The following is a 22225-nucleotide window of genomic DNA, read 5'->3' as shown; positions in this document are numbered from 1 at the left end:
GCGAATCCTGTCCCGCAAGACCGGCATCTCTGCGACGATTTTTGCGCGGGGATCGGTCGTGCCCCCCGTGCGTGTCATTGCGTCGCAAGGTAGACGAGGCGGCCGGGGCGGCAAGATCCGGCGAACGCCGGTCTGCGCTCCCGCGGGAGCGCTGCCCGGAAAAGAGGCGGTCCTGACGCGCTGCGGAAAAGCCGCTTGAATGCTGCGGCGCAACATAATAGCCCTCAGGCAACGCGAAACGAAAGAAGATTACCCACATGTCCTTCCGTATCCAGCCCGCTCCGCCCGCCCGCCTCAACCGCTGCCAGCTTTTCGGGCCCGGCTCACGCCTGGCGATCTTCGAGAAGATGGCGGCCTCGGAGGCCGACGTCATCAATCTCGATCTCGAGGATTCGGTCGCGCCGGACGACAAGGACACCGCCCGGGCCAATGTCATTGCCGCTATCGGCGATATCGACTGGGGCGAGAAAACGCTCTCGGTGCGGATCAACGGGCTCGATACGCCCTATTGGTATCGCGATGTCGTGGAGATCCTCGAGCAGGCGAGCGACCGGATCGACCAGATCATGATCCCGAAAGTCGGCAATTGCGGCGATCTCTACGCGGTCGACGCGCTGGTCACGGCAGTGGAGCGCGCCAAGGGGCGCAAGAAAACGATCGGCTTCGAGGTCATCATCGAGAGCGCTGCGGGCATTGCCCATGTTGAGGAGATCGCCGCCGCGACGCCACGCCTTCAGGCGATGAGCCTCGGCGCTGCGGATTTCGCCGCCTCGATGGGCATGGCGACAACCGGGATCGGCGGCACGCAGGAATGGTATTACATGCACCGCGAGGGTCAGCAGTACTGGTCCGATCCCTGGCACTGGGCGCAGGCGGCCATCGTCGCGGCCTGCCGCACGCATGGCGTGTTGCCGGTCGATGGCCCGTTCGGCGATTTCTCGGACGACGAGGGCTTCCGCGCACAGGCGCGGCGCTCGGCGACGCTCGGCATGGTCGGCAAATGGGCGATCCATCCCAAGCAGGTCGCGCTGTCGAACGAGGTCTTCACACCGTCGGAGGAGGCGGTGAGCGAGGCGCGCGAGATCCTCACGGCGATGGAAGAGGCCACCAAGCGCGGCGAAGGCGCGACGGTCTATAAAGGGCGGCTCGTCGATATCGCGTCGATCAAGCAGGCCGAGGTGATCGTGCGCCAGGCGGAAATGATCGGCCTCTGAAGGGTTTCGCCTCGGGCAAAGGCCCGAGGCGACCCGCGCCGCGCCTCGGGCGCGGCGGCGAGGGCGCTGCCCTCGCGCTCCCGCGGTATTTTCGCCAATCCAAAGACAGGATTAGACAAAGCGCGTCAGAACGTAGGCCATCGCAGCGATCTGAACGAGGCCGAGCGCGACCGACACCCCGTGCAACCGGCCGAAGCGGGCTTTGTCACCGGCATCCGAGGCGCGGTTGATCGCGGGCATGAGGATCTGCCGCGCCGGAATCGTCGAAAGCGCAATGGCGGCCAGGATGATCGCGGACAGGCCGTCCGTGGGCAGGCGCAAGGCGGCGGCGATGGACGCAATCGCGATGACAAAGACATAAAAGTGCGGGAAAGCCAGGCGCAGGAGCCAGCCTGCTTCCTGTGCCTCGAGGTTCTTGAAGAGGAACGCGGCGAAGCCGAAGGAGTAGAGCACGCTGCCACCGAAAAGGAGCGCGGTTGCAAGAAGCGCCGCCACCGTCATGCCGGTTTCTCCGCGACGCCCATATATTGAACGGTTTTCAATGGCAGAGCGCCGAAGGTCAGATCGCCGCGCCGGCTTATGCCGCGCGGGCCCAGGCCTGTCATGTCGAGATCGGTCAAACCGGCGGCGGCAAAGCCTGCGCGCAGATCTTCGGGCGTGATGAACATCTCGGGATCATGCGTGCCCTTGGGCAGGATGCGGACCACGTCTTCGGCGATGGTGATCGCGGCGAGCCGCGCGATCCGGTTGCGGTTGATCGTGTCGAAGAAGAATCGCCCGCCGGGTTTCAGGACGCGCACGACCTGGTTCAGGGTTTTTTGCAGATCGGCCACGTGCTCGAGCACATCGACACAGACCACCGCGTCGAAGGCTGCGTCCGGGTAAGACATCTCCTCGCCCGTGCCGATATCATAGGTGATTGCGAGACCTTCTTCGTCTGCATGGGCGCGGGCCGCCGCAATCGCGTCTTCCGCCGGATCGAGCCCCGTGACATCCGCGCCGCGGCGCGCCAGCGCCTCGGCCATGAAGCCCCCGGCGCAACCCAGATCGAGAACCTTGGCCCCGTCCCATGAAGTGAAGCGGTCGAAGTATCGCATGCGCGCGGGCACGAGGTTCTTCAATGTGCGGACCCACCGGATCTCGTCGGACCACCACTTGGCGGCGACGTCGTCGTAGATCGCCAGGTTGTTGCGCTTCTGTTCGCTCATCGCGTCCCCGTCCGCTTCGGCAGCATGTAGCCGGTATTTTCCTGGTAGGTCTCATAGCGCGCGCCGAAGCGGCGACGATAGCGCGGCTCCTTCAACCGGCGCGGCGCGATGACGCAATAGGCGGTCAGGCCCAGCGCGAGCGCAAGCTGATCCGGCGTCCAGGTCGGCACGGTCCAGAGGGTCAGCGCGAAGCCGAGATAGATCGGCTGGCGGATGAAACGGAAGATGCCCGTCTGGGGCATGTCCGGATAGTTGGGCTTGCGCTTTTGCAGCAGAGACATCCAACCGAGCGCACCCGATTGCAGCTCGGCTCCCGCGTCGAGGTTGGATTTCATAAGAAAACCCCATGCACCGAAGTTGAGCAGCGTCACCGCGACCTTCGCGCCGCCCTCGGCTTGCCACCACACGATGCCGGACGGGGTCCAGAGGAGGAACAGTGCCAGCAGCTGCAGCGAGGCAAAGATCGTATATGTCGTCGAGGCAAGGACCGGCCCGTATGGCTCGGGGAACACGCGCGCCGGCCAGGAGGCGAATTTGCCGTTCAGCAGGAGCGAATGCAGAACCGGAAATTGCAGCAGCAGGGCAAGGTTCGTCAGCGCCGCCCAGGGCCAGGGCACCGCGCCGAAGGCGGTCGTCATACCGTTGTAGAGCGTCCAGAACATCCAGAGGACCGCTGCCGCGAAGACAAAATGACAGAGCGCGCCATAGGCCAGGGCCAGCGCGATGCGACGCTTGCCGGGCGGGGCATCGAAATTGCCCAGCACAAGGCGCAAGAGGCGCGCAATCGGGCGGTCTGGAGGGCGCGGTGTGTCGTTCATGGCGCGCGAAGTAAACCAGCGGCTCGCCGGGTCCAGCAGCGCTCTCGGACATGTCAGGGAGGCGGCGCGGATCGGGCGCAGGGCCTTTACCCCGGCCCGCGCATTTCTTATATCTTTGGTCGGAATTCCAAGGAAGGACGCCAGCCATGAACGATCAGAGCCCGAAACTCGAAGGCGCGCCGCTGATCGCCCCGTCGAGCACGGATCATCCGCTCTACGATCAGATCGTGGAAGCGTGCCGCAGCGTCTACGATCCCGAGATTCCGGTGAATATCTACGATCTCGGGCTCGTTTACACGATCGACATCTCCGAAGAGAACGCGGTTCAGATCATCATGACGCTGACCGCGCCAGGTTGCCCCGTGGCCGGAGAGATGCCGGGCTGGATCGCCGATGCTGTCGAGCCCGTGGACGGGGTGAAGCAGGTCGATGTCGAGATCACGTGGGATCCGCCCTGGGGCATGGACATGATGTCCGACGAGGCGCGGCTCGAACTGGGCTTCATGTAAAACTTCAATCCGGGCGCACGCACGGTATGGGAACCGAACCTGCGCGAGGCGGGTTCGGATGTCATGAACGTGGTCAGGCTGGTTTTCGCGCTGCTTCTCGCGGCGTTTGCGTCTGTGCTGTCTGCACAGGAAAATGCCGTTACGGAATCCTGGTACGAAGTCGACGCGATCAATCCCGGCTTGGGCGACCTGCCGGGCGACGTGCAGCGCGGCACGCCCCAGGCGACAATGGAAAGCTTTCTGGCCCTAGGCCGTGAGAACCGCTGGCAGGACGCGGCGCACCTGTTGGACCTTGCGAATTTCCCGCAAGAGGAGCAGGCCGAGATCGGTCCGGAGCTCGCCGAGCAGCTCTTCACAGTGATCGACCGGAAGATTGTCGTGAACTGGTATCAGCTTCTCGACAGGCCCGATGCGCTCGATGCACGGGCCGTCAGCGAAGGAGCCGTTGCGGGCCAGCCGCGCCGCTCGCTGCTGCTGGCACTCATCGACATGGATGGTCGGCCCGTGAGCCTCAGGCTGAACCGGCTGCAAGTCGAGGGCCAGGATCCCGCGTGGCTCTTCTCGCGGCAGAGCATCGACAACATGCCGCGGCTCTACGAACTTTACGGTCCGTCCCGGATCGAAGAGTTGCTGCCGGATCCCTTGCGCCAGCGCGCTTTCTGGGGCCTGCGATGGTGGGAGGTGATTTGTTTGCCGATCATCCTCGCCCTCGCGATCGGACTTGGCCGCCTCACCTACAATGTAATGTCGCGGGGACTGGGGCGCACACGGCGCGATACCGGGAGCGACTCGATCCTCGTGGCGCTGCGCCCGCCTGTCATCCTGACCGTGGTGGCCGGCACCCTGGCTATCACGACAGGTAACCTCTTTCCGTTCTCGGGCCGGATCGACACGATCCTTTCGCCGCTTGTCGCCATCGGCCTTGTGACGGCGGTGATCTGGGCGATCATCAACCTCTCGGACGCTGTGATCGACCGCTTGGTGAGTTTCGACGGCGATGCGCTCACGAAGACCGGCGAGGGCCAGGAAAAGAAGCGCGAGTTGGCGACGAAAGTGGCAGCCATCCGCCGCGCAATGATCGTCATCATCACGCTTTTCGGCGTCGGGCTCGTCCTGCGCGAAGCCAACCTGATGAAGACGCTCGGCTTCTCGCTTCTGGCCTCTGCGGGCGCCTTCACTCTGATCCTTGCCTTCGCGGCCCGCAACATGCTCAGCAATGTCATGGCCTCCTTGCAGATCGCGCTGAACCAATCGGCGCGGATCGGCGACAAGATCGTCTATGACGGGCATCTCTGCTCGGTCGAGCGGATCAATTTCACCTTCGTCCAACTGCGCGAATGGACCGGCAAGCGTATCGTCGTGCCGGTCGTGGATTTCGTCGGCGAGCCGTTCGAGAACTGGACGATGACCGATCCCGCGCTGATCGGCGAGGTGCGGCTGAAACTTGCTCATACGGCAGATGTGCCGGCTTTGCGCGCGCGCTACTACGACGTTCTGGATAAGCTCGACACGGAGGAGGAAGCCGAGCTTGCAGGCGATCGCGGCGTTTTCGTCGCCGGGCACGACGTTTTCGGCCAGGAGGTTCTGTTCATGGTGCCCTGCCCCGATCCGAACACCGCCTGGGCGCGGATCTGCGAGGTGCGCGAACAGGTCCTTGCTGCGGCAGCCGAGCTTGGTACCGAGGCAAGGCCGGTCTTCCCGGCGGTCGGCGCGATGGACGCCGGCTGACACCAAAGCTTTGCGAGAGTGTCGCGCGACTGTCGCGCCAGTGTCGCACTCTTGTCATCACTCGCGGGCCACAGAAGCTCCGCACCTAACAGGGAGATTATACCATGCTTCACCGTTTCCTGACCTCGGCCGCGCTTGTGGCGATGGCCGCCCCGGCCTTCGCCCAGAGCGAGGCGTCCTCCGACATGTCCGTTTCCTATGGACCGCGTCCGGCCTTCCTCGCCTCCAAGCTGCCAGAGGGCGAACTGCGTGACACGCTCATGTCCTGCACGGCGACGCCGCAGCAGACAAAGTTCTCCATCGGCCACCGCGGCGCGCCCCTGATGCTGCCCGAGCATACGGTCGAATCGAACGTCGCCGCCGCGCAGATGGGTGCGGGCATCCTCGAATGCGACGTGACCTTTACATCCGACAAGGAGCTCGTCTGCCGCCACGCGCAGAACGACCTGCACACGACAACGAACATTCTTGTCACCGACCTGGCCGAGAAGTGCACGCAAGGGTTCACCCCTGCATCAGGCGACACCGATGCCTCGGCGGAGTGCCGCACCTCGGACCTGACGCTGGCCGAGTTCCGCACGCTCGAGCCCAAAATGGACGCGGCCAACGCCTCTGCCACCACGGCGGAAGAATATCAGAACGGCACCGCGAACTGGCGCACGGACCTCTATGCGAACGACGCCACTCTGATGACGCACGCGGAATCCATCGCGCTCTTCGACAGCCTCGGCGCTGATTTCACGCCCGAGCTGAAGGCGCCGTCCGTCGAGATGCCCTTCGACGGCTTCAGCCAGGAAGACTACGCGCAGAAGATGATCGACGAGTACAAGGACGCCGGTATCGACCCGTCCCGCGTCTGGGCGCAGTCGTTCAATCTCTCGGATGTGCTCTATTGGATCGAGAACGAGCCGGAATTCGGCGCCCAAGCCGTCTATCTCGACGACCGCTACGAGGCGGAAGATGAGGACGAGGGCCTGATCGACCCGATGGACGCCTCGACCTTCAAGCCGACAATGGCCGAGCTGAAGGAGATGGGCGTCAACTACATCGCGCCGCCGCTCTGGATGATGGTCACGCTGAACGAGAACGGTGAGATGGTGCCGTCGGTCTATGCCGAGGAAGCCCAGGCCGCCGATCTCGACATGATCGCCTGGACGCTGGAACGCTCCGGCCCGCTCGCCTCGGGCGGCGGCTGGTACTTCCAGTCGGTTGCGGACGCGGTGGACAGCGACTCCGACTACCTCGAAATTCTCGACGTGCTGGCGCAGGACGTGGGTGTCGTGGGCGTCTTCTCCGACTGGCCCGCGACGGTGACCTATTACGCCAATTGCATGGGGCTCTGATCCGCGGTTAGCCTCGCTCTCCAGGCAAGAGGGCGAGGCACGCGATGACGAGCGAGAAAGAAAAGATGATCGCCGGGGAGTTCTATTACCCCGGCGATCCCGAATTGGCCGAGGACCGCAAGCGCGCGCAGCGTCTGATGCGGGACTACAACCAGACGACCTATGGCGACGAGAGCCGCCCGGCCCTTTTGGCCAAGCTTCTGGGTAGGGTCGGTAACAGCGTCGCCATCCGCGCGCCTTTCTATGTCGATTACGGCTACAATATCGAGATCGGCAGCCACGTCTTTCTCAATTACGGCTGCTACCTTCTGGATGCCGGGCCGATCCGTATCGGGAATGGCTGTGATATCGGCCCATACGTCCAGCTTCTGACCGCTGACCACCCAAGAGAGCGTGCCGCCCGCAAGGCCGAACTCGAGACGACGCGCCCGGTGACGCTCGGCGAGGATGTCTGGATCGGTGCGAGCGCGATCATCCTTCCCGGCATCACCATTGGCGACGGCGCGATCGTCGGCGCGGGCGCTGTAGTGACGCGGGATGTGGCGGAAGGAGCGACCGTGGTGGGAAATCCGGCGCGACCGGTTGGGACAAAAAGCAACCAATATTGACTGCTTTTCGAATAGCAAATGAAAAAGCTTGCTTTACATATTAGCAAAGTTTTTCATTTGCACATGTCAGCGCAAACCACGAAAGCCGTCCTGAGCGGCGACCTGATCGGCTCACGCGAAAGCCCGGCGGAGGTCGCACCTGCCTTCGCCGCGCTCGAGCGCGGTGCGGCGCGCTTCGGGGCCGCCTGGGATATCGACCTGCGCTTTACCCGGTTTCGTGGCGATGGCTGGCAGATCCTGCTGACCAATCCGCGTCTCGTGCTGGATGCCACAATCTTTCTGACCGCATCGCTCACGGCCGCCGTTCCCAAGCTAAGCACCCGCATCTCGGCCGGGATCGGCACCGTTGACAGCGAGGGAAGCGCCGATCTTTCGGATGCGTCGGGCCCCGCCTTCTTCATCTCGGGCGACCACCTCGACCATATCGGAAAACGGCGGCTTGCCGTAGCGGCCAGCACGACACCCGATTGGCTACCGGCGATTTTCGATCTGGTGGCGGAACTCATGTCCGGCTGGACTCAGGCTCAAGCCGAAGCGGTGGTCCTGGCTCTCGATCCTGACATCGACACTCATGACGACATCGCCAAGCGGCTGAAGATTACGCGTCAGGCGGTGCAGTCGCGCCTTGCGAGCGCGGGGTTCGGATCTTTCGAAAACGCCCTCGCCGCCGTAAGGAACGCCGATTTCGAGGCAATGAGACGATGATCGAAACCTTTGCCGCTTTGTTCTTCGCCCATGCACTGGCGGATTTCGTGCTTCAGACCGGCTGGATGGCGGCGCGCAAACGCCAGTTCGGGGTGCTGCTGTTTCATACAGCGATCGTGCTCGTGACGGCTCAGCTTGCAACCGGGCATGTGGCATCCGGTTCGATCCTGCTTCTGGCTTCCGCTCACCTTGCCATTGACGTTGCCAAGGCTTGGCTCGGTCGCGGCGGCCTTGCGCCATTCTTATGGGATCAGGCCGCGCACCTGGTCACGATCGGCGCTGTCGCATGGGCTGTTCCGGGGCTGTGGGATGCGGGTCTGTGGGCCGAGATGGATGGCCTGCCCGCACTCATGCTGCTGATCGGCGGAGCGATCTTCGCGATCCGGGCCGGCGGTTATGCGGTCGGGCTTCTCGTGACGCCGCTCGCCACGGACGACGTTGCCCCAGGGCTACCAAAGGCCGGCCAGATCATCGGCCAGTTGGAACGGGCCATTCTTTACCTGCTGGTCCTTGTCGGCGAGCCGACGGCGGTTGGCTTCCTGATCGCGGCAAAGTCGATCTTGCGCTTCGACTCAGCAAAGGACAGCCGAACCGCTGAATATGTGATTGTCGGCACCCTCGCCTCCTTCGCCTGGGCGCTCGCTGTCGCCTATGCAGTGCGCGCGCTGCTCGCGCACCTTCCCCCATTGGAATTTCTGAGCTGAACCCTTAGGTTTGAATGAGAGCCAACGGAGCACATTCATGTTTTCCCTTCCCGGAGAAGCGCCGGTGACGATGACCCCGGCCGCAATCAAGCAGATCACCAAGCTCATGGAGCGCGATGGGCGCTACGGGCTCAAGATCGGTGTGAAGAAAGGCGGCTGCGCGGGCATGGAATACACCATGGACTACGTCGATGCCGCCGAGAGCAACGACGAGATCGTGGAAAGCGATGGCGCGCGTGTGCTGATCGCGCCGATGGCGCAGATGTTCCTCTTCGGCACCGAGATCGATTACGAGACAAGCTTGCTCGAATCGGGCTTCAAGTTCCGCAATCCCAACGTGGTCGATGCCTGCGGATGCGGCGAGTCGATCAAGTTCAAGGATGTCGACGAGCTGCAGGCTGAAAAGGCCGGCGACTAGCGGTCCTATGCCGACCCCCTGAGCCTATCGTCTTGACCTCGAGCGCCTCGCCGCAATGATGCGGGTCGTCAGTCCACGAACACAGGAGAGCCCCGATGCGCAGGATCGCTGCCGGAAACTGGAAGATGAACGGCACCGGGGCCGAACTTGGTGAAATCGAAACACTCGCGGCACGCAATACGGACAGCGTCGAGGTCGTGATTTGCCCGCCCGCGACGCTTCTCAGTCGCGCGGCAGACATCGCGGGCCCGGTGCTTATCGGCGGCCAGGATTGTCACGCGGCCGACAGCGGCGCGCATACGGGTGACGTCTCGGCAGCAATGCTGAAAGACGCCGGCGCCTCCTTCGTCATTGTCGGCCATTCGGAGCGTCGCGCCGACCATGGCGAGACAGATGCCGACATCGCGGCCAAGGCTCAGGCGGGCCTCGATGCGGGGCTCAATGTGATTATCTGCGTGGGCGAGACACTGAACGAGCGCGAGGCGGGGCGCACGCTCGACGTGGTCGGCACGCAGCTCGCGGGTTCGGTGCCCGATAGCGCTGCTTCGAACACCGTGGTGATCGCCTACGAGCCTGTCTGGGCCATTGGTACCGGAAAAGTCCCCTCGAACGACGAGATCGAGGAGGTCCACGGCCATATCCGCCAGTTGCTGACCGAACGCTTCGACACCGGCGCGGAGATGGCGCTTCTCTATGGCGGCAGCGTGAAGCCGAGCAATGCGGCCGAGATTTTTGCCGTGCCGCATGTCAACGGTGCGCTGGTCGGCGGTGCGAGCCTCAAGGCATCGGATTTCGGCGGCATCATCGACGCGCTCAACGCGTCCGATTAAGCTGCCTCTTTATGCACGGTCTGCGAGCTCCAGTCCGCCGTAAGTAGGCGACGGATGCGACGATCTCCGAACGGCCCGCCGATCTGGGTCGTCAGCAGGCTCTCCGGCTGAAAGCGGCTTTCCTGCGAACTATCCGGCACAGAGATCGTGAAGCTCTTGTGCGCCGCGACGAAACTCTTTGCCTGGTTCGACGCGGCGATCGCGGTCACGGTGACGCAGTCGAACTGCTCTATCTCGCAAGACGTGTCCAGGCGCAGGATCGCGCGATTCAGAAGCTCTTCGAAACTGCCGATGTCCCGCGACTGGCCGGGTTCAAGCGGACCCTGGAACGTCCGCTCGAGAAGGTCGCCGTATTCGTCCTCGCGATGCTCTTCGCGGTCGGTCGCGATCGTCCGGCGCGTGCCATTCTCATCCTTGAGATCAACGACAATTGCCAAAAGGAAAATATTCTGCTGGCCCATATTCGTCAGAAGGCACCGCGCGCGCCGGTTTTCGGCAGCGGCGCGGCTGATATGAATGGCGCTCCGGTTTTGCCGATAGAACCCGATGAGAAACAGGTTCAGGTAGGTCACCCAAACCAGCATGAGCGTCAGGTCCACGAACAGGCCCAGGGCGGCGGAATTGTCAGTCAACCAATCGAACATGCAGCCTCCGTTCAGGAGAGCGGAACGGGCGGACGCCGGGTCTGTTCCTGAATGCGTGATCTATTTTTGAGCAGTCTACTCTTGAAAGGCCCACCTTTTACCGCAGAGGGCAGACCGCAAAACAAGCCTCGTTTTTTCGCCCGGCGCATGACGGCCACTTGCCCCGGATGCGTTGGGGCGGCAGGTTCCGCGCGATGCAGCATCTTCACCAATCCCCGACCGATCCCGCCTTCGTCCAGAATCCTTACGCGTTCTACGCCCGCGCACGCGAAGCCGGGCCGCTGATCTTCTGGGAAGAGTACGGCATGGTTGCCGCCACGCGGCTGAATTCCGTATCGGCACTTCTCAAGGACCGCCGGTTCGGCCGCGAAGTGCCGAGCGAACTTGCCACGCCCCGGCCCGAGCATCTTCGGGATTTCTACGAGATCGAGGACCGCTCCATGCTGGAGCTGGAGCCGCCGGTTCATACGCGCCTGCGCGGCCTCGTTCTTCGCGCCTTCACGTCGCGGCGGATCAAGGCACTCGGCCCCGAGATCGCCGAGCTGGCACACCGCCTCTTGGAGGACACGCCCGATGGGCCGTTCGACCTGCTGCCCGTTTTCGCCGAGCGCTTGCCGGTGATCGTGATCGCGCGCCTTCTCGGCGTTCCCGAAGAGACGGCACCCGACCTCTTGCGCTGGTCGCACGCGATGGTCGGCATGTACCAAGCGGGCCGCAGCCGGGCGGATGAAGAGGCCGCAAACGCCGCCGCGCGCGACTTTGCCGCCTTCCTTCGAAGCGTCATCGCGGAGCGGCGCAAGCGCCCCGGCAACGATCTTCTGAGCGAGTTGATCGCGGCGGAAGAGAATGGCGAAAAGCTCGACGAGAAGGAGCTGATCGCGACCTCTGTCCTCCTTCTCAATGCAGGGCACGAGGCAACCGTCCATACGATCGGCAACGGCGTAAAGGCGCTCCTCGAGCACGGCGCGGAGGCGAGCGAGGCGAACGCGACCGCAATGTCTGAAGAGATCCTGCGTTTCGATCCGCCGCTGCACCTCTTCACGCGCTACGCCTACGAGGATGTGACGCTCTGGGGCCACGACTTCCGGCGCGGCGAGCAGGTCGCGCTGCTTCTGGCCTCGGCCAATCGCGACGCCGAACTGTGCGAAGCGCCTGAAACCTTCGATCCCGCGCGCCGTCCATCGCGGCACCAGGCGTTCGGCGGCGGTCTGCATTTCTGCGTCGGCGCGCCGCTTGCCCGGCTGGAGCTTGAGGTCGCGCTGCCGATCCTGTTCGCACGGCTGCCACGCCTGCGTCTTGCCGAGCAGCCGCTTTATGCGCCGAAATATCATTTCCACGGGCTCGAGCGGCTGATCGTGTCGCAGGCCTGACGAAAGCGCTGCGGCCTGTGCCTCTTGAATCCCGGCCTCGCGGGCGCAAGTCTGCATGAGGATCGAAAAGGCTACGTCTCCCATGCACAACAACCGTCCCGACCAGATGCCCGAGCTTCTGCACGCCGCCGCGCCGCATGTCGCGGAGCGCGAGAAGCTCGAGGGCGGCAAGCGGTTCGTGATGCACACCGAATACGCGCCCGCGGGCGACCAGCCGACCGCCATCGCTGAGCTCTCAGAGGCGGTGAACGCGGGCGAGCGCAACCAGGTGCTTCTGGGCGCGACCGGTACCGGCAAGACCTTCACAATGGCGAAGGTCATCGAGGAGACGCAGCGCCCGGCGATCATCCTCGCGCCCAACAAGACGCTGGCCGCTCAGCTCTACGGCGAGTTCAAGCAGTTCTTCCCGGAAAACGCGGTCGAGTATTTCGTCTCGTATTACGACTATTATCAGCCCGAAGCCTACGTGCCGCGCTCGGATACCTATATCGAGAAGGAATCCCAGATCAACGAGCAGATCGACCGGATGCGCCACTCGGCGACCCGCGCGCTTCTGGAACGCGACGACGTAATCATCGTGGCCTCGGTGTCGTGCATCTACGGTATCGGCTCGGTAGAGACCTACGGCGCGATGACGCTCGATCTCTTCACGGGCAAGGAATACGACCAGCGGCAGGTCATGGCCGATCTCGTGGCACAGCAATACCGCCGCAACGACCAGGCGTTTCAGCGCGGCAGCTTCCGGGTGCGCGGCGATGTGCTCGAAGTATGGCCCGCGCACCTCGAAGATCGCGCCTGGCGCTTTTCCTTTTTCGGAGAGGAGCTCGAAGCGATCACCGAATTCGATCCGCTCACGGGTCAGAAGACGGGCAGTTTCGAGCGCATCCGCATCTACGCCAATTCGCACTACGTGACGCCCCGCCCGACGCTGAAACAGGCCGCCGAGCAGATCAAGAAAGAGCTGCGCCAGCGGCTCGACCAACTCGTCTCGGAAGGCAAGCTCCTTGAAGCGCAGCGGCTGGAGCAACGCACGAATTTCGATCTCGAGATGCTGGAGGCCACCGGCTCGTGCAACGGGATCGAGAATTACTCGCGCTACCTGACGGGCCGCGCACCGGGCGAGCCGCCCCCGACGCTCTTCGAATTCATCCCGGATACCGCCATCGTGTTCGCCGACGAGAGCCATGTCTCGGTTCCGCAGATCGGCGCCATGTACAAGGGCGACTACCGGCGCAAGTTCACGCTGGCCGAGCATGGTTTCCGCCTGCCCTCCTGCATGGACAACCGTCCGCTCAAGTTCGAGGAATGGGACGCGATGCGCCCGCAATCGGTCTTCGTCTCGGCGACGCCCGCGAACTGGGAACTCGAACAGGCGGGCGGTGTCTTCACCGAGCAGATCATCCGCCCCACCGGCCTTCTCGATCCCAAGGTCGAGATCCGGCCCGTGGAGACCCAGGTCGACGATCTTCTCGACGAGATCCGGCATGTCGCGCAATCGGGCTACCGGGTGCTCTGCACCGTCCTGACCAAGCGCATGGCGGAGGATCTGACCGAGTATCTGCACGAGCAGGGCATCCGGGTGCGCTACATGCATTCCGACATCGACACGATCGAACGGATCGAGATCCTGCGCGATCTGCGTCTCGGCGCCTTCGACGTGCTGGTCGGCATCAACCTTTTGCGTGAGGGACTCGACATCCCCGAATGCGGGCTTGTCGCCATCCTCGACGCGGACAAGGAAGGCTTCCTGCGCTCCGAGACATCGCTCATCCAGACGATCGGGCGGGCCGCACGTAACGCGGAAGGCCGGGTTATCATGTATGCCGACCGCGTGACCGGCTCGATGGAGCGGGCGCTCGGCGAGACCGAGCGGCGGCGCGAGAAGCAGATGGCCTACAACGAAGAGCACGGCATCACCCCCGCCACGATCAAGAAGAACGTCGAGGACATCCTTGCCGGCCTCTATCAGGGCGACACGGATATGAGCCGCGTGACCGCCAAGATCGACGACACCCGCGCGGGCTCGAACATGCAGGCGGTGCTGGACGGTCTGCGCGAGGATATGCGGAAGGCTGCCGAGAACCTCGAATTCGAGGAAGCCGCGCGGCTGCGCGACGAGGTCAAACGTCTCGAAGCCGTTGATCTTGCCGTGGCCGATGATCCGCTGGCGCGACAGCAAGCCGTTGAAAAGGCGTCCGAAGAGGCGACAAAACGCTCCGGCCGCTCGACCGCCGGTCGCGGCGGGATGCGCGGCGGCAACGTGCAACGGCGCAAGAAGCACTGAGCGGGGTCGGGCGAAGTTCCGCGCATGGCTTGCGCCTCTCACGGAACCCGGATGCAGCTCACACGTTTATGATGTGAATTGAACGCATCATAAGGAGTTCCGCTGTGGAATATGGCCTTCTGGGACTGATCGTCCTCGTCCTCGACATCTATGCAATTTACCAGGTGATCACTTCGGGCGCATCGACGCTCGCCAAGATCCTCTGGGTTCTCGCGATCCTGATCCTGCCGGTTCTCGGCTTCATCGCCTGGCTCGTCGCCGGACCGCGCGGCGGATCGGTCAAGGTGTAAGACAAAGACGGGGTGCGCTGCATTGTGCGGCGCGCCCCTTACTATGCGTGCTGCCTATCGGATCACATGGACCGAGCAGGACGCATGCCGAACGACGCGTCCCGCGGTCGAGCCCATGACCCAGTCGCTGAGACCGGGTTTGTGCGAGCGGATGATGACGAGGTCGGCCGCCATCTCCCGCATCTTGTCCAGAATGACCGTCGGCGCATGCCCGTGCACGACCTCGAGCGCGAGGCCAGTGCCATCGAGAGCCTTTTCCAGCGCCGCGCGAGTTTCGTCTTCGGCGCGCTCGAAGACCACCGTCGGCACTTCGGCGGCGACATAAAGCGGGACCGTCTCGACAACGGACAGGACAGCGATCCGGGCGTCGTCGCCTGCAAGCGCGCGCGCGATCGCAAGCTGTTCCTCCAGACGCTCGGGATGATCCGGAGCGACGGGAACGAGAATGGATTTGAACATGATTAGCACCTCCTTGGGCCTTTCTCGCAGCCCGGGATGCGTCGTTCATTGACACAGATCAGATGCGTTGAGCCTGCCACATCAGAAATGACAAGGGCGCAGAGGATCACTCCGCGCCCTTGTGCGTCGATGTCAGCCAATCGCCCCGATCAGGCGTCGAGATTGGCGCGGTCGCCCAGTGTGACCGTGACGCTCTGCTCCTCTCCGCGGCGCAGATAGGTGATTTCGACCTCGGCTCCCGGCTTCTCGATCGCAATGGCGCGGGTGAGATCGCGCGGCGTCTCGACCTCTTCGCCATTCACGGACAAGACGATATCTCCGTTCTGGAGGCCCACCTCTTCGGCGGGCGTGTCGGCGGTGACGTCGGCGATCATCACGCCCTCGCCTTCCTCGAAGCCAAGCGCCATCGCGACATCCTCTCCGACGGGCTGGATGCGCACGCCAAGCCAGCCGCGCTCCACCACGCCGTCATCGGCAAGATCCGCGACGACCTCGGAGGCCAGGTCCGACGGGACGGAGAAGCCGACACCGACCGAGCCGCCTGTGGGCGACAGGATGGCGGTGTTCACGCCGATCACCTGGCCTGCCTCATTGAAGAGCGGCCCGCCGGAATTGCCGCGGTTGATCGCGGCGTCGGTCTGGATGAAGTCGTCGAAGGGCCCGGAATTGATATCACGGCCGAGCGCGGAGACGATGCCCGTGGTCACGGTATTGCCGAGACCGAAGGGGTTGCCCATCGCGATCACGTTCTGCCCGACCTGCAGGGCCTCGCTGTCACCGAATTCCACGAAAGGAAGCTCGTCGCCCTCAACATCGAGAACCGCGATATCGGTCGCTGGATCGGAGCCGATGATTTCGGCCTCAAGCTCGGTGCCGTCCTCGAGCGTCACCGTCACCTCGTCCGCACCGTCGATGACATGCGCGTTGGTCACGATACGGCCATCGGCAGAGACGATGAAGCCCGTGCCGGAGCCGCGCATCTCGCCGCCCGGACCGCGGCCCTGCCCCGGTGCGCCCGGAAACGGCATGCCGAACCGCTCTTGGAATTCTTCGAGGAACTCCTCCTGCTCATCGGTCATGCTGCCGCGCGCATTCGCGGCGCTCTTGGACACTTCGATGGTGACGACCGAAGGAGACAGCTCGGCCACGAGGTCCACGTAATCGGTGCCCGCCTGCGGTGCGGCCTCTGCCGGGCCGACCATCGCAGTGGTGGATAGCGCGCCCGTCGTTCCCACGATCGCGGCGATCGCAACTCCTGTCATCAGGGCTTTCGGTGTCTTTGCGGTAGGTGTCATGCTGGCTTTCTCCATCCATTCGCACGGCAATCGGGTGGCATCGGGTCCCATCGGGGCGCCCCGTGCCTCGCGAATTGAGATTGGCCGCCAAGATTGCAGCAACGCCCTTGCTGCAATTACAAATCTGCAAACATTCTCACGAGCACCGCGTGATCCTCGTAATATACGCCGCATATGGTTGAAAAACCGGGAGAGACCTCCTTCTTAACGCCATCGTTCGAAAGGTTTCGACGCGAGGCGACGCGCATGAAAATTCTGGTTGTGGAAGACGATACGACGACCGCGGAATTCATCACCCGCGGGCTGACCGAAGAGGGGCATTCCGTCGATCGGCTCGCCTCCGGCCGGGAGGCGTTGTCTCAGGCAATGAGTGTTCCCTACGACATGCTGGTCGTCGACCGCATGTTGCCCGATCTCGACGGGTTGTCGCTCGTCAAAGCCTTGCGGACCGCGAAGGTGTCGACGCCCGCGATCTTCCTGACGGCGATGGGCGGGATCGACGACCGGATCCAGGGCTTGTCGGAAGGCGGCGACGATTATCTCGTCAAACCTTTCGCCTTCGGCGAGCTGTCCGCTCGGATCGCGGCGCTCGGGCGGCGGCTGCCGATGGCGGACGCGGCGGAGACCGTTCTGCGGGCAGGCGATCTCGAAATGGATCTCGTGCGCCGCAAGGTCACGCGCGGCGGCGAGGCAATCGATCTTCTGCCCCGCGAATTCGCGCTTCTCGAACATCTTCTGCGCCGCAAGGGCCGGGTTCAGACCCGAACGATGCTGCTCGAGGCGGTCTGGGACATTCATTTCGACCCGCAAACCAACGTCGTCGAAACCCATGTCTCGCGCCTTCGGGCCAAGGTCGACCGGCCGTTCGAACGCGATCTGATCGTCACCGTGCGCGGGGCGGGCTACAAGATCACGGAATGACCGTAGCCCGCCTCACATTGCCCAAGCTGGTCCGCTCCACCCCGGTGCGGATCGCGCTGCTGCTCGTCCTCCTGTTCGCGGCCGTGAACCTCGTGACGCTGGGCGGGGCGTATCTGACGCTGAAAGCCCAGGCCGAAGCCTCTATCCGCGCGGACCTGTCCGCCGAGATGGCCGGGCTCGACATCTCGGCGACGCCCGGCGCGCTCAGAACGCTGGTCGAGGCCCGCGCCCGCGCCGCAGACCCCAAGGAACGGGTCTATCTGTTCGTCGGCGACGATGGCCGCCGTGCGGGCAACGCCAATGCGCGGATGTCGGACGGCCAGGTCATCCTGCGCGCCCGAGAGGGCGAGCGGCTCTCCGATGCGGGCTACATGAAGGAGGTGCGGCGGCTCTCTTCCGGTATCCTCGTCGTGGCACAGAGCATGCAGCGTCTCGAGGATCTGCGTGGCACGTTCCTCGCCCTCCTCGCGTTCTCGCTTTTGCCGACCGTAATCCTGTCCCTGGGCCTCGGCACCCTGATTGCACGGCGATCTGCTCGCCGCGTGGCCCGGATCGAGGCGACGCTGCGCCGGATCGCGGCGGGCGATCTCTCGGCGAGGTACGATCCCGGACGGGCGGGCGATGACGACCTCACGCGGATCGGCAAGGGCGTGAACCACATGGCTGCGCGGCAAGAGGCCGCGACCGAAGCGCTCCGGCAGGTCACATCAGATATCGCGCATGATCTACGCACGCCGCTCCAGCGGATCGCGGTGCTGCTCGACGAGTTGCAGAGCAAAACCGGCGAAGGCGATCCACGCGCGCCGCTTGCCGATCGCGCCCGCGAGGAAGCCGACCGCGCCGTGCGCGTGTTCCAGTCGCTGCTCGAGATCGCGCAGCTCGAAGGCGGCGGAAAGATCGGGGACATGACGCGCGTCGATCTCTCGGGAATCGCCGCAGAAATGGCGGAACTCTACGAGCCGGCTGCGGAGGAAGCCGGAATCCGGTTATCAACGAACCTGCCCGACGGGCCGGTGGAGATAGAGGGCAACCGCGCGCTGCTCGGCCAGGCGGTCGCGAACCTCATCGAGAATGCGCTGCGCCACGGGGACGGCTCGGACATCACGGTCGCGGTGGCCCGAGATCAGGCTGCGCTGGTCCTGAGCGTCGCGGATCGCGGCGTCGGTATCCCCGAAGCCGAGCGCGCGCTGGTCACCCGTCGCCTCTACAGGCTGGAACGGAGCCGGACGACACCTGGCAACGGCCTCGGGCTCGCCCTCGTCGCGGCTATCGCCCAGAGCCACGGCGCGACGCTCGATCTGTCTGACAATGCGCCGGGTCTGAAAGCGAGCTTGCGATTTCCGAAAGCCTGAAAGCGCTCAGTGCAGCCCGCCGGGCCCGTGCTTCAGGATGACCGGCACGATCAGTTCTTCCTCGTCATTGAGGTGACGGTCCAGAAGCGCCTCGAAAGACAGGAGTTCCTCTCGGAAGCGTCCCGTCTCCATGTCACCGCGAAGGACGCCGTTCGCAGCCTTGGTGAACCGGTCGAGCAAGCCGTCCATATCGTCGTGATCCGCCTCGAGCAGATCGAACCCTTTCGAGATCCGCCCGTCGAGCCCCATCAGGGTCGGGAAATAGTGGTGGTCCTCGATCTGGTGGTGACCGTGCAATTCGTTCACCAGCGCACCGCCATAGCGCGACAGGCGCATATCGCGCGCGCGGGATTCGATCTTGCCGTCCATTTCGGCCTCGGCATCGGATTTGAGCGCCGCGACAATCTCGCGGAACATGCCGTGCCGCCCGAGCCAGAACTCCACGAGCCCTTTGAAGTTCGGATGCGAATCCCATCCCGTGCGGGGAAATTCTTCCAGAAGCACGCGCAGCGCGTCCGGCAACCGGGTCCGGTTCGCGAGCCGCAGCTCCTCCTCGATGGTCTTGGTCATGAGATGTCTTTCCTTCGCAAAGCCGAGCTAGCCCGGCTTCTTCGCCCGGCCAGTCAGCTTTCGGCGTAGACGATGCGCCACCGCCGCAGAAGCGCCTGCTGCATCCGTTTCGCCTTTCCGTTCCAGGTGCGCCCGCCCTCGGGGCGCTCGCGTTCCTCCATCGAAAGCGCGTCGCGCCGGCCAAGATCGCCCGAGAAGATCGCGAAGGCCAGCTCGGTGCCGTCCTCGAGCGTCTCATAGCCTGCGAGGCCTGAGACAAAGTTCAGCGTCCCCGTCTTGGCGCGGATCTCGACGCCGGAATTGGGGATCGCCGCGCGGCTGTCGTCGACCAGCGGGATGGATTTCAGGATATCCCGCAGCGGGAGCTGCGCGCGTAGGCCGACGAGCGCGCCGACCATCGAGACGGCCGAGATGCGGCTTGCATCGCCTAGGCCCGAATGATCGACGAACGCGACGGTATCGAGACCGAAACTCTCTTTCGTCCAGGCATTCATGGCCTCCGCTGAGGCGACAAGGCTCTCGGGCTGTCCCGAACGCGCCGCCGTGGCCGCCAGCCCGACGACCTCTGCGGTGAGGTTGGTCGAATAGAGCAGCATGTCCTGCAGGATCTCGAGAAGCGGGCCGCTTTCGATCCGCGCAATGTCTTCTGCCGTCTCGGGCAGCGTCTCGATCCGCTCGGGCGCCTTGAGACGGATGCCCTGCGCGCCGGCAAGCGTCTGGAATACCTCGCCCGCGTAGAGTTCGGGCTGCCGCACCGGCAGCCACCGCGCCCCACCATTTCCGAGCGCCGATTTCGCGACGGTCCATTCGTCTCGCTCGTCGCCCTCGCGGTAGGTGTAGATCGGAGAACGCCGCGCGACGACAACCATCCGCGCCATCGCGACTTCCGGCCGGAATCGGGCCGAGCGGCCATCCATCGAAACCGCGTAATCCGAGCCGGCGCGCGTCCATTCGAAATGCACGCGATTATAATTGAGGTTCAGCCCGGAAATCGACGGGTTGTAGCCCACGTGGTCGGGCTGCTCGATGTCGATCTCGTCGATCCTCGGCAATGCCCCGCCCCAGACGAGGAACCTGCCCTGCACCTCGATCACGCCCGCATCCTTTAGCCCCTCGGCAAGCCGGGCGAGCCCGTCTGTGTCGAGTGTCGGATCGCCACCACCGGCCAGGATGATGTCGCCACGGATGATGCCGTCCTCTCCGGGCGGCGTCGTTGTCAGGATGCGGGTCTCGAAGCGGTACTCTGCACCGAGTGAATCGAGCGCATATGCGGCCGTGATCGCCTTGGCGACGCTGGCGGGCGGCAGGCCGAGCGTTCCGGCGTGTTCTTCGAGTATCTCGCCCGATTGCACCTCGGCCAGCGCGACCGAGCTCGGCCCGTCGAGCCCCGCATCGGCGATGATGCTCGCCAGATCGGGCACGGTCCGCTTGCGAAGGTCCTCACCACGCGCGACCGGGCGGAGCGATGCCTCGGGCGCTTCGGCCCAAGCCGGTCCGGCAAGAAGGGCCGCGCTGGCCCCGGTCAGAAGCTGGCGTCGTGTTAGCTGCGAAATCATGCGCGGGACTAAACAGAGGCGGACGGCGCGAGACAAGCAGGCTCAGCCGACTTTTCCGTGTTCCGCGGCGGTCCTGTCGAGATTGTCATGTCCCGCGCGCATCTTTTGCCGCCTGCCACGCGCCGCGCGCCCGGATCTCGCTCGATGAGAGATCCGTCATGGGCACGTTCACGAAGCACCAGGCGGGCGTCGTCATCTGCGAAAGGCGGCGGCTTTCCCGCGACGGCAGGCGTGCATCAGCATAAATACGTGCCGTCACGGAGCGCCGCGCCGAGATGCGGTCGCCGGGGCGGGCCAGCACGCCGACCGGAACACGGCCGAGGATGTCGTGCCAGTTTTGCCAGAGGTGGAACTGCCGCAGATTGTCTGCGCCCATGAGCCAGACGAACCGAACGCGAGGAAACAACGCCTGCAGCGAGGCAATCGTCTCGGCGGTGAAGGCCGAGCCCAGCTGCGCCTCCGCGTCCGAGACGGTGATCCGGGGATGATCGACAAGCGCGCGCGCCGCCTCCATCCGCGTCTCGAGCGGCGCGGGGCCGTGGTGTTTCAAGGGGTTGCCTGGCGAGACGAGCCAGACGACGCGGTCGAGGCCGAAGCGGCGCAGAGCCTCCCGGCTGATTCCGAGATGCCCCGCATGGGGCGGATCGAACGAGCCGCCCAGAAGGCCGACCGACCTGCCCGGAGGCAGCGACAATCCGGTATCTTGCGCCGTGATGTTCATGGATCGGGTGAAACACGCAAGTTCGGCGGAAGGCAATCCTCCGCAAGCGGCAGCACCGCGTCACCGAGGACGATGCGTCCGGGCGCCAGCACCTCGGCGCACCAGCCACCGTGACCGCGCACGGCCGAATAGCCGCCGGGACCGAAGGTTTCCTCCATCCGCGAGCACGGCGCGCAGATCGTGGTGATACGCAGGCATGCGTCCCCGATTTGCAGCGCGCGGCCCTTGAGCGCGGCGAGGTTGAGACCGGAGACGAGGATATTGCGCCGAAGCTCGTCAGCGCGGACCTCGGACCGCCCGAGATAGGCGGCGATGGCCGGCAGATGCTCGGCTTGGATCAGCGTGACCGCCCGTTTGCCGGGCCGGGCATGATCGCCTTCGAGCCCGGCATGAAGGATCTGCGCCTCGGGGTGCGCGACCAGTGGCTCGCGCCGGGCGCCCCGAACTCCGATCCAATCGATCCGGCCGGCCTGCGCGTTGCGCGCGATCATCTCCCTCACGCCGAAAACTCCGGGAGTTTTCGGGAGCAAATCCGGCACGCGGATTTGCGTGCGCCGGAGTAAACCTGCCGCTTGAACTTTGCCCAAGCGGCCTTCGCAAAGATCGTACCCGCCCTGCCCTTCCAGAGCGGACGCAAATCGCCTAAAGAGGCCGGCAATCCTTCATAATATTCCAAAG

24 protein-coding genes are annotated in these 22225 nt (G+C 64.3%); 14 read left to right on the top strand and 10 right to left on the bottom strand.

Annotated elements, in window-relative coordinates; all coding sequences use genetic code 11:
• Window positions 1–257: 257 nt before the first annotated feature.
• Window positions 258–1214, top strand: coding sequence for an L-malyl-CoA/beta-methylmalyl-CoA lyase (locus tag FIU91_RS04975; protein ID WP_152461674.1), 957 nt, complete (start codon window positions 258–260; stop codon window positions 1212–1214).
• Between the two features lie 111 nt (window positions 1215–1325).
• Here the strand turns inward: FIU91_RS04975 and FIU91_RS04970 are convergent, their stop codons facing one another.
• The 3 genes from FIU91_RS04970 to FIU91_RS04960 are packed head-to-tail and all read right to left on the bottom strand — an operon-like array spanning window position 1326 to window position 3240.
• On the bottom strand, window positions 1326–1715 hold the full coding sequence (locus tag FIU91_RS04970; RefSeq protein WP_152461673.1) for a DUF4149 domain-containing protein: 390 nt from the start codon (window positions 1713–1715) through the stop codon (window positions 1326–1328).
• Window positions 1712–2422: a bifunctional 2-polyprenyl-6-hydroxyphenol methylase/3-demethylubiquinol 3-O-methyltransferase UbiG gene (gene ubiG, locus FIU91_RS04965; RefSeq protein WP_152461672.1), complete on the bottom strand. Its 711-nt coding sequence runs from the start codon at window positions 2420–2422 to the stop codon at window positions 1712–1714. Before ubiG ends, FIU91_RS04970 begins: the two co-directional genes overlap by 4 nt.
• Window positions 2419–3240 carry an isoprenylcysteine carboxylmethyltransferase family protein gene (locus FIU91_RS04960; RefSeq protein WP_254702047.1) on the bottom strand — a complete coding sequence of 274 codons (822 nt, stop codon included), beginning with the start codon at window positions 3238–3240 and terminating at the stop codon, window positions 2419–2421. Before FIU91_RS04960 ends, ubiG begins: the two co-directional genes overlap by 4 nt.
• 146 nt (window positions 3241–3386) lie before the next feature.
• Between FIU91_RS04960 and FIU91_RS04955 the strand changes: the two genes are divergently transcribed.
• The 8 genes from FIU91_RS04955 to tpiA all read left to right on the top strand — a co-directional run bounded on the left by FIU91_RS04955 (window position 3387) and on the right by tpiA (window position 10085).
• Entirely contained in the window at window positions 3387–3749 is a 363-nt protein-coding gene (locus FIU91_RS04955) for an SUF system Fe-S cluster assembly protein (RefSeq protein WP_093010307.1), read from the top strand.
• Window positions 3750–3812: 63 nt separating this feature from the next.
• Entirely contained in the window at window positions 3813–5477 is a 1665-nt protein-coding gene (locus tag FIU91_RS04950) for a mechanosensitive ion channel family protein (protein WP_152461671.1), read from the top strand.
• A gap of 143 nt (window positions 5478–5620) precedes the next feature.
• Window positions 5621–6820: a glycerophosphodiester phosphodiesterase family protein gene (locus FIU91_RS04945; RefSeq protein WP_152463651.1), complete on the top strand. Its 1200-nt coding sequence runs from the start codon at window positions 5621–5623 to the stop codon at window positions 6818–6820.
• A gap of 44 nt (window positions 6821–6864) precedes the next feature.
• Window positions 6865–7428, top strand: a complete 564-nt coding sequence (locus FIU91_RS04940; RefSeq protein ID WP_152461670.1) for a sugar O-acetyltransferase — start codon at window positions 6865–6867, stop codon at window positions 7426–7428.
• A 63-nt stretch (window positions 7429–7491) separates the two neighbouring features.
• Window positions 7492–8133, top strand: coding sequence for a hypothetical protein (locus FIU91_RS04935; RefSeq protein WP_152461669.1), 642 nt, complete (start codon window positions 7492–7494; stop codon window positions 8131–8133).
• Window positions 8130–8837 carry a DUF3307 domain-containing protein gene (locus tag FIU91_RS04930; protein ID WP_152461668.1) on the top strand — a complete coding sequence of 236 codons (708 nt, stop codon included), beginning with the start codon at window positions 8130–8132 and terminating at the stop codon, window positions 8835–8837. The genes FIU91_RS04935 and FIU91_RS04930 overlap by 4 nt, the downstream gene beginning before the upstream one ends.
• Window positions 8838–8874: 37 nt before the next feature.
• A complete protein-coding gene (locus FIU91_RS04925) occupies window positions 8875–9255 on the top strand; it encodes an iron-sulfur cluster assembly accessory protein (RefSeq protein ID WP_093010317.1) in 381 nt (126 codons plus the stop codon).
• A gap of 95 nt (window positions 9256–9350) precedes the next feature.
• Window positions 9351–10085 (top strand): triose-phosphate isomerase, encoded by a 735-nt coding sequence (tpiA, locus tag FIU91_RS04920; protein ID WP_152461667.1) that lies wholly within the window; start codon window positions 9351–9353, stop codon window positions 10083–10085.
• On the opposite strand, the gene FIU91_RS04915 is transcribed toward tpiA, so the two are convergent.
• Window positions 10082–10729, bottom strand: a complete 648-nt coding sequence (locus FIU91_RS04915) for a hypothetical protein (RefSeq protein WP_152461666.1) — start codon at window positions 10727–10729, stop codon at window positions 10082–10084. The genes tpiA and FIU91_RS04915 overlap by 4 nt on opposite strands.
• A gap of 194 nt (window positions 10730–10923) precedes the next feature.
• Between FIU91_RS04915 and FIU91_RS04910 the strand changes: the two genes are divergently transcribed.
• From FIU91_RS04910 to FIU91_RS04900, 3 genes are all read left to right on the top strand, one after another.
• Window positions 10924–12099, top strand: a complete 1176-nt coding sequence (locus FIU91_RS04910; protein WP_152461665.1) for a cytochrome P450 — start codon at window positions 10924–10926, stop codon at window positions 12097–12099.
• Between the two features lie 82 nt (window positions 12100–12181).
• A complete protein-coding gene (gene uvrB / locus FIU91_RS04905; protein WP_152461664.1) occupies window positions 12182–14383 on the top strand; it encodes an excinuclease ABC subunit UvrB in 2202 nt (733 codons plus the stop codon).
• A 104-nt stretch (window positions 14384–14487) separates the two neighbouring features.
• A complete protein-coding gene (locus tag FIU91_RS04900) occupies window positions 14488–14673 on the top strand; it encodes a PLD nuclease N-terminal domain-containing protein (RefSeq protein WP_093010328.1) in 186 nt (61 codons plus the stop codon).
• Between the two features lie 54 nt (window positions 14674–14727).
• Here the strand turns inward: FIU91_RS04900 and FIU91_RS04895 are convergent, their stop codons facing one another.
• Both FIU91_RS04895 and FIU91_RS04890 read right to left on the bottom strand, forming a co-directional pair.
• A complete protein-coding gene (locus tag FIU91_RS04895; RefSeq protein WP_152461663.1) occupies window positions 14728–15132 on the bottom strand; it encodes a universal stress protein in 405 nt (134 codons plus the stop codon).
• Window positions 15133–15281: 149 nt separating this feature from the next.
• Window positions 15282–16427 (bottom strand): S1C family serine protease, encoded by a 1146-nt coding sequence (locus tag FIU91_RS04890; RefSeq protein WP_152461662.1) that lies wholly within the window; start codon window positions 16425–16427, stop codon window positions 15282–15284.
• A gap of 246 nt (window positions 16428–16673) precedes the next feature.
• On the opposite strand from FIU91_RS04890, the gene FIU91_RS04885 reads away from it, so the two are divergent.
• Both FIU91_RS04885 and FIU91_RS04880 read left to right on the top strand, forming a co-directional pair.
• Window positions 16674–17348, top strand: a complete 675-nt coding sequence (locus FIU91_RS04885; protein WP_093010332.1) for a response regulator transcription factor — start codon at window positions 16674–16676, stop codon at window positions 17346–17348.
• Entirely contained in the window at window positions 17345–18700 is a 1356-nt protein-coding gene (locus FIU91_RS04880) for a HAMP domain-containing sensor histidine kinase (RefSeq protein WP_152461661.1), read from the top strand. Before FIU91_RS04885 ends, FIU91_RS04880 begins: the two co-directional genes overlap by 4 nt.
• A gap of 6 nt (window positions 18701–18706) precedes the next feature.
• On the opposite strand, the gene FIU91_RS04875 is transcribed toward FIU91_RS04880, so the two are convergent.
• The 4 genes from FIU91_RS04875 to FIU91_RS04860 all read right to left on the bottom strand — a co-directional run bounded on the left by FIU91_RS04875 (window position 18707) and on the right by FIU91_RS04860 (window position 22038).
• A complete protein-coding gene (locus FIU91_RS04875) occupies window positions 18707–19270 on the bottom strand; it encodes a hemerythrin domain-containing protein (protein ID WP_152461660.1) in 564 nt (187 codons plus the stop codon).
• A gap of 53 nt (window positions 19271–19323) precedes the next feature.
• On the bottom strand, window positions 19324–20826 hold the full coding sequence (gene dacB, locus FIU91_RS04870; protein ID WP_152461659.1) for a D-alanyl-D-alanine carboxypeptidase/D-alanyl-D-alanine-endopeptidase: 1503 nt from the start codon (window positions 20824–20826) through the stop codon (window positions 19324–19326).
• A gap of 85 nt (window positions 20827–20911) precedes the next feature.
• On the bottom strand, window positions 20912–21547 hold the full coding sequence (locus tag FIU91_RS04865; protein WP_152461658.1) for a nicotinate-nucleotide adenylyltransferase: 636 nt from the start codon (window positions 21545–21547) through the stop codon (window positions 20912–20914).
• A complete protein-coding gene (locus tag FIU91_RS04860; RefSeq protein ID WP_152463650.1) occupies window positions 21544–22038 on the bottom strand; it encodes an MOSC domain-containing protein in 495 nt (164 codons plus the stop codon). Before FIU91_RS04860 ends, FIU91_RS04865 begins: the two co-directional genes overlap by 4 nt.
• Window positions 22039–22225: the final 187 nt, after the last annotated feature.

Source organism: Roseivivax sp. THAF30 (genome assembly GCF_009363575.1).
Taxonomy (GTDB): domain Bacteria; phylum Pseudomonadota; class Alphaproteobacteria; order Rhodobacterales; family Rhodobacteraceae; genus Roseivivax; species Roseivivax halotolerans.
Note: the sequence above shows the minus strand (reverse complement) of the source record. Positions and strands in the feature narration are given on the sequence as shown.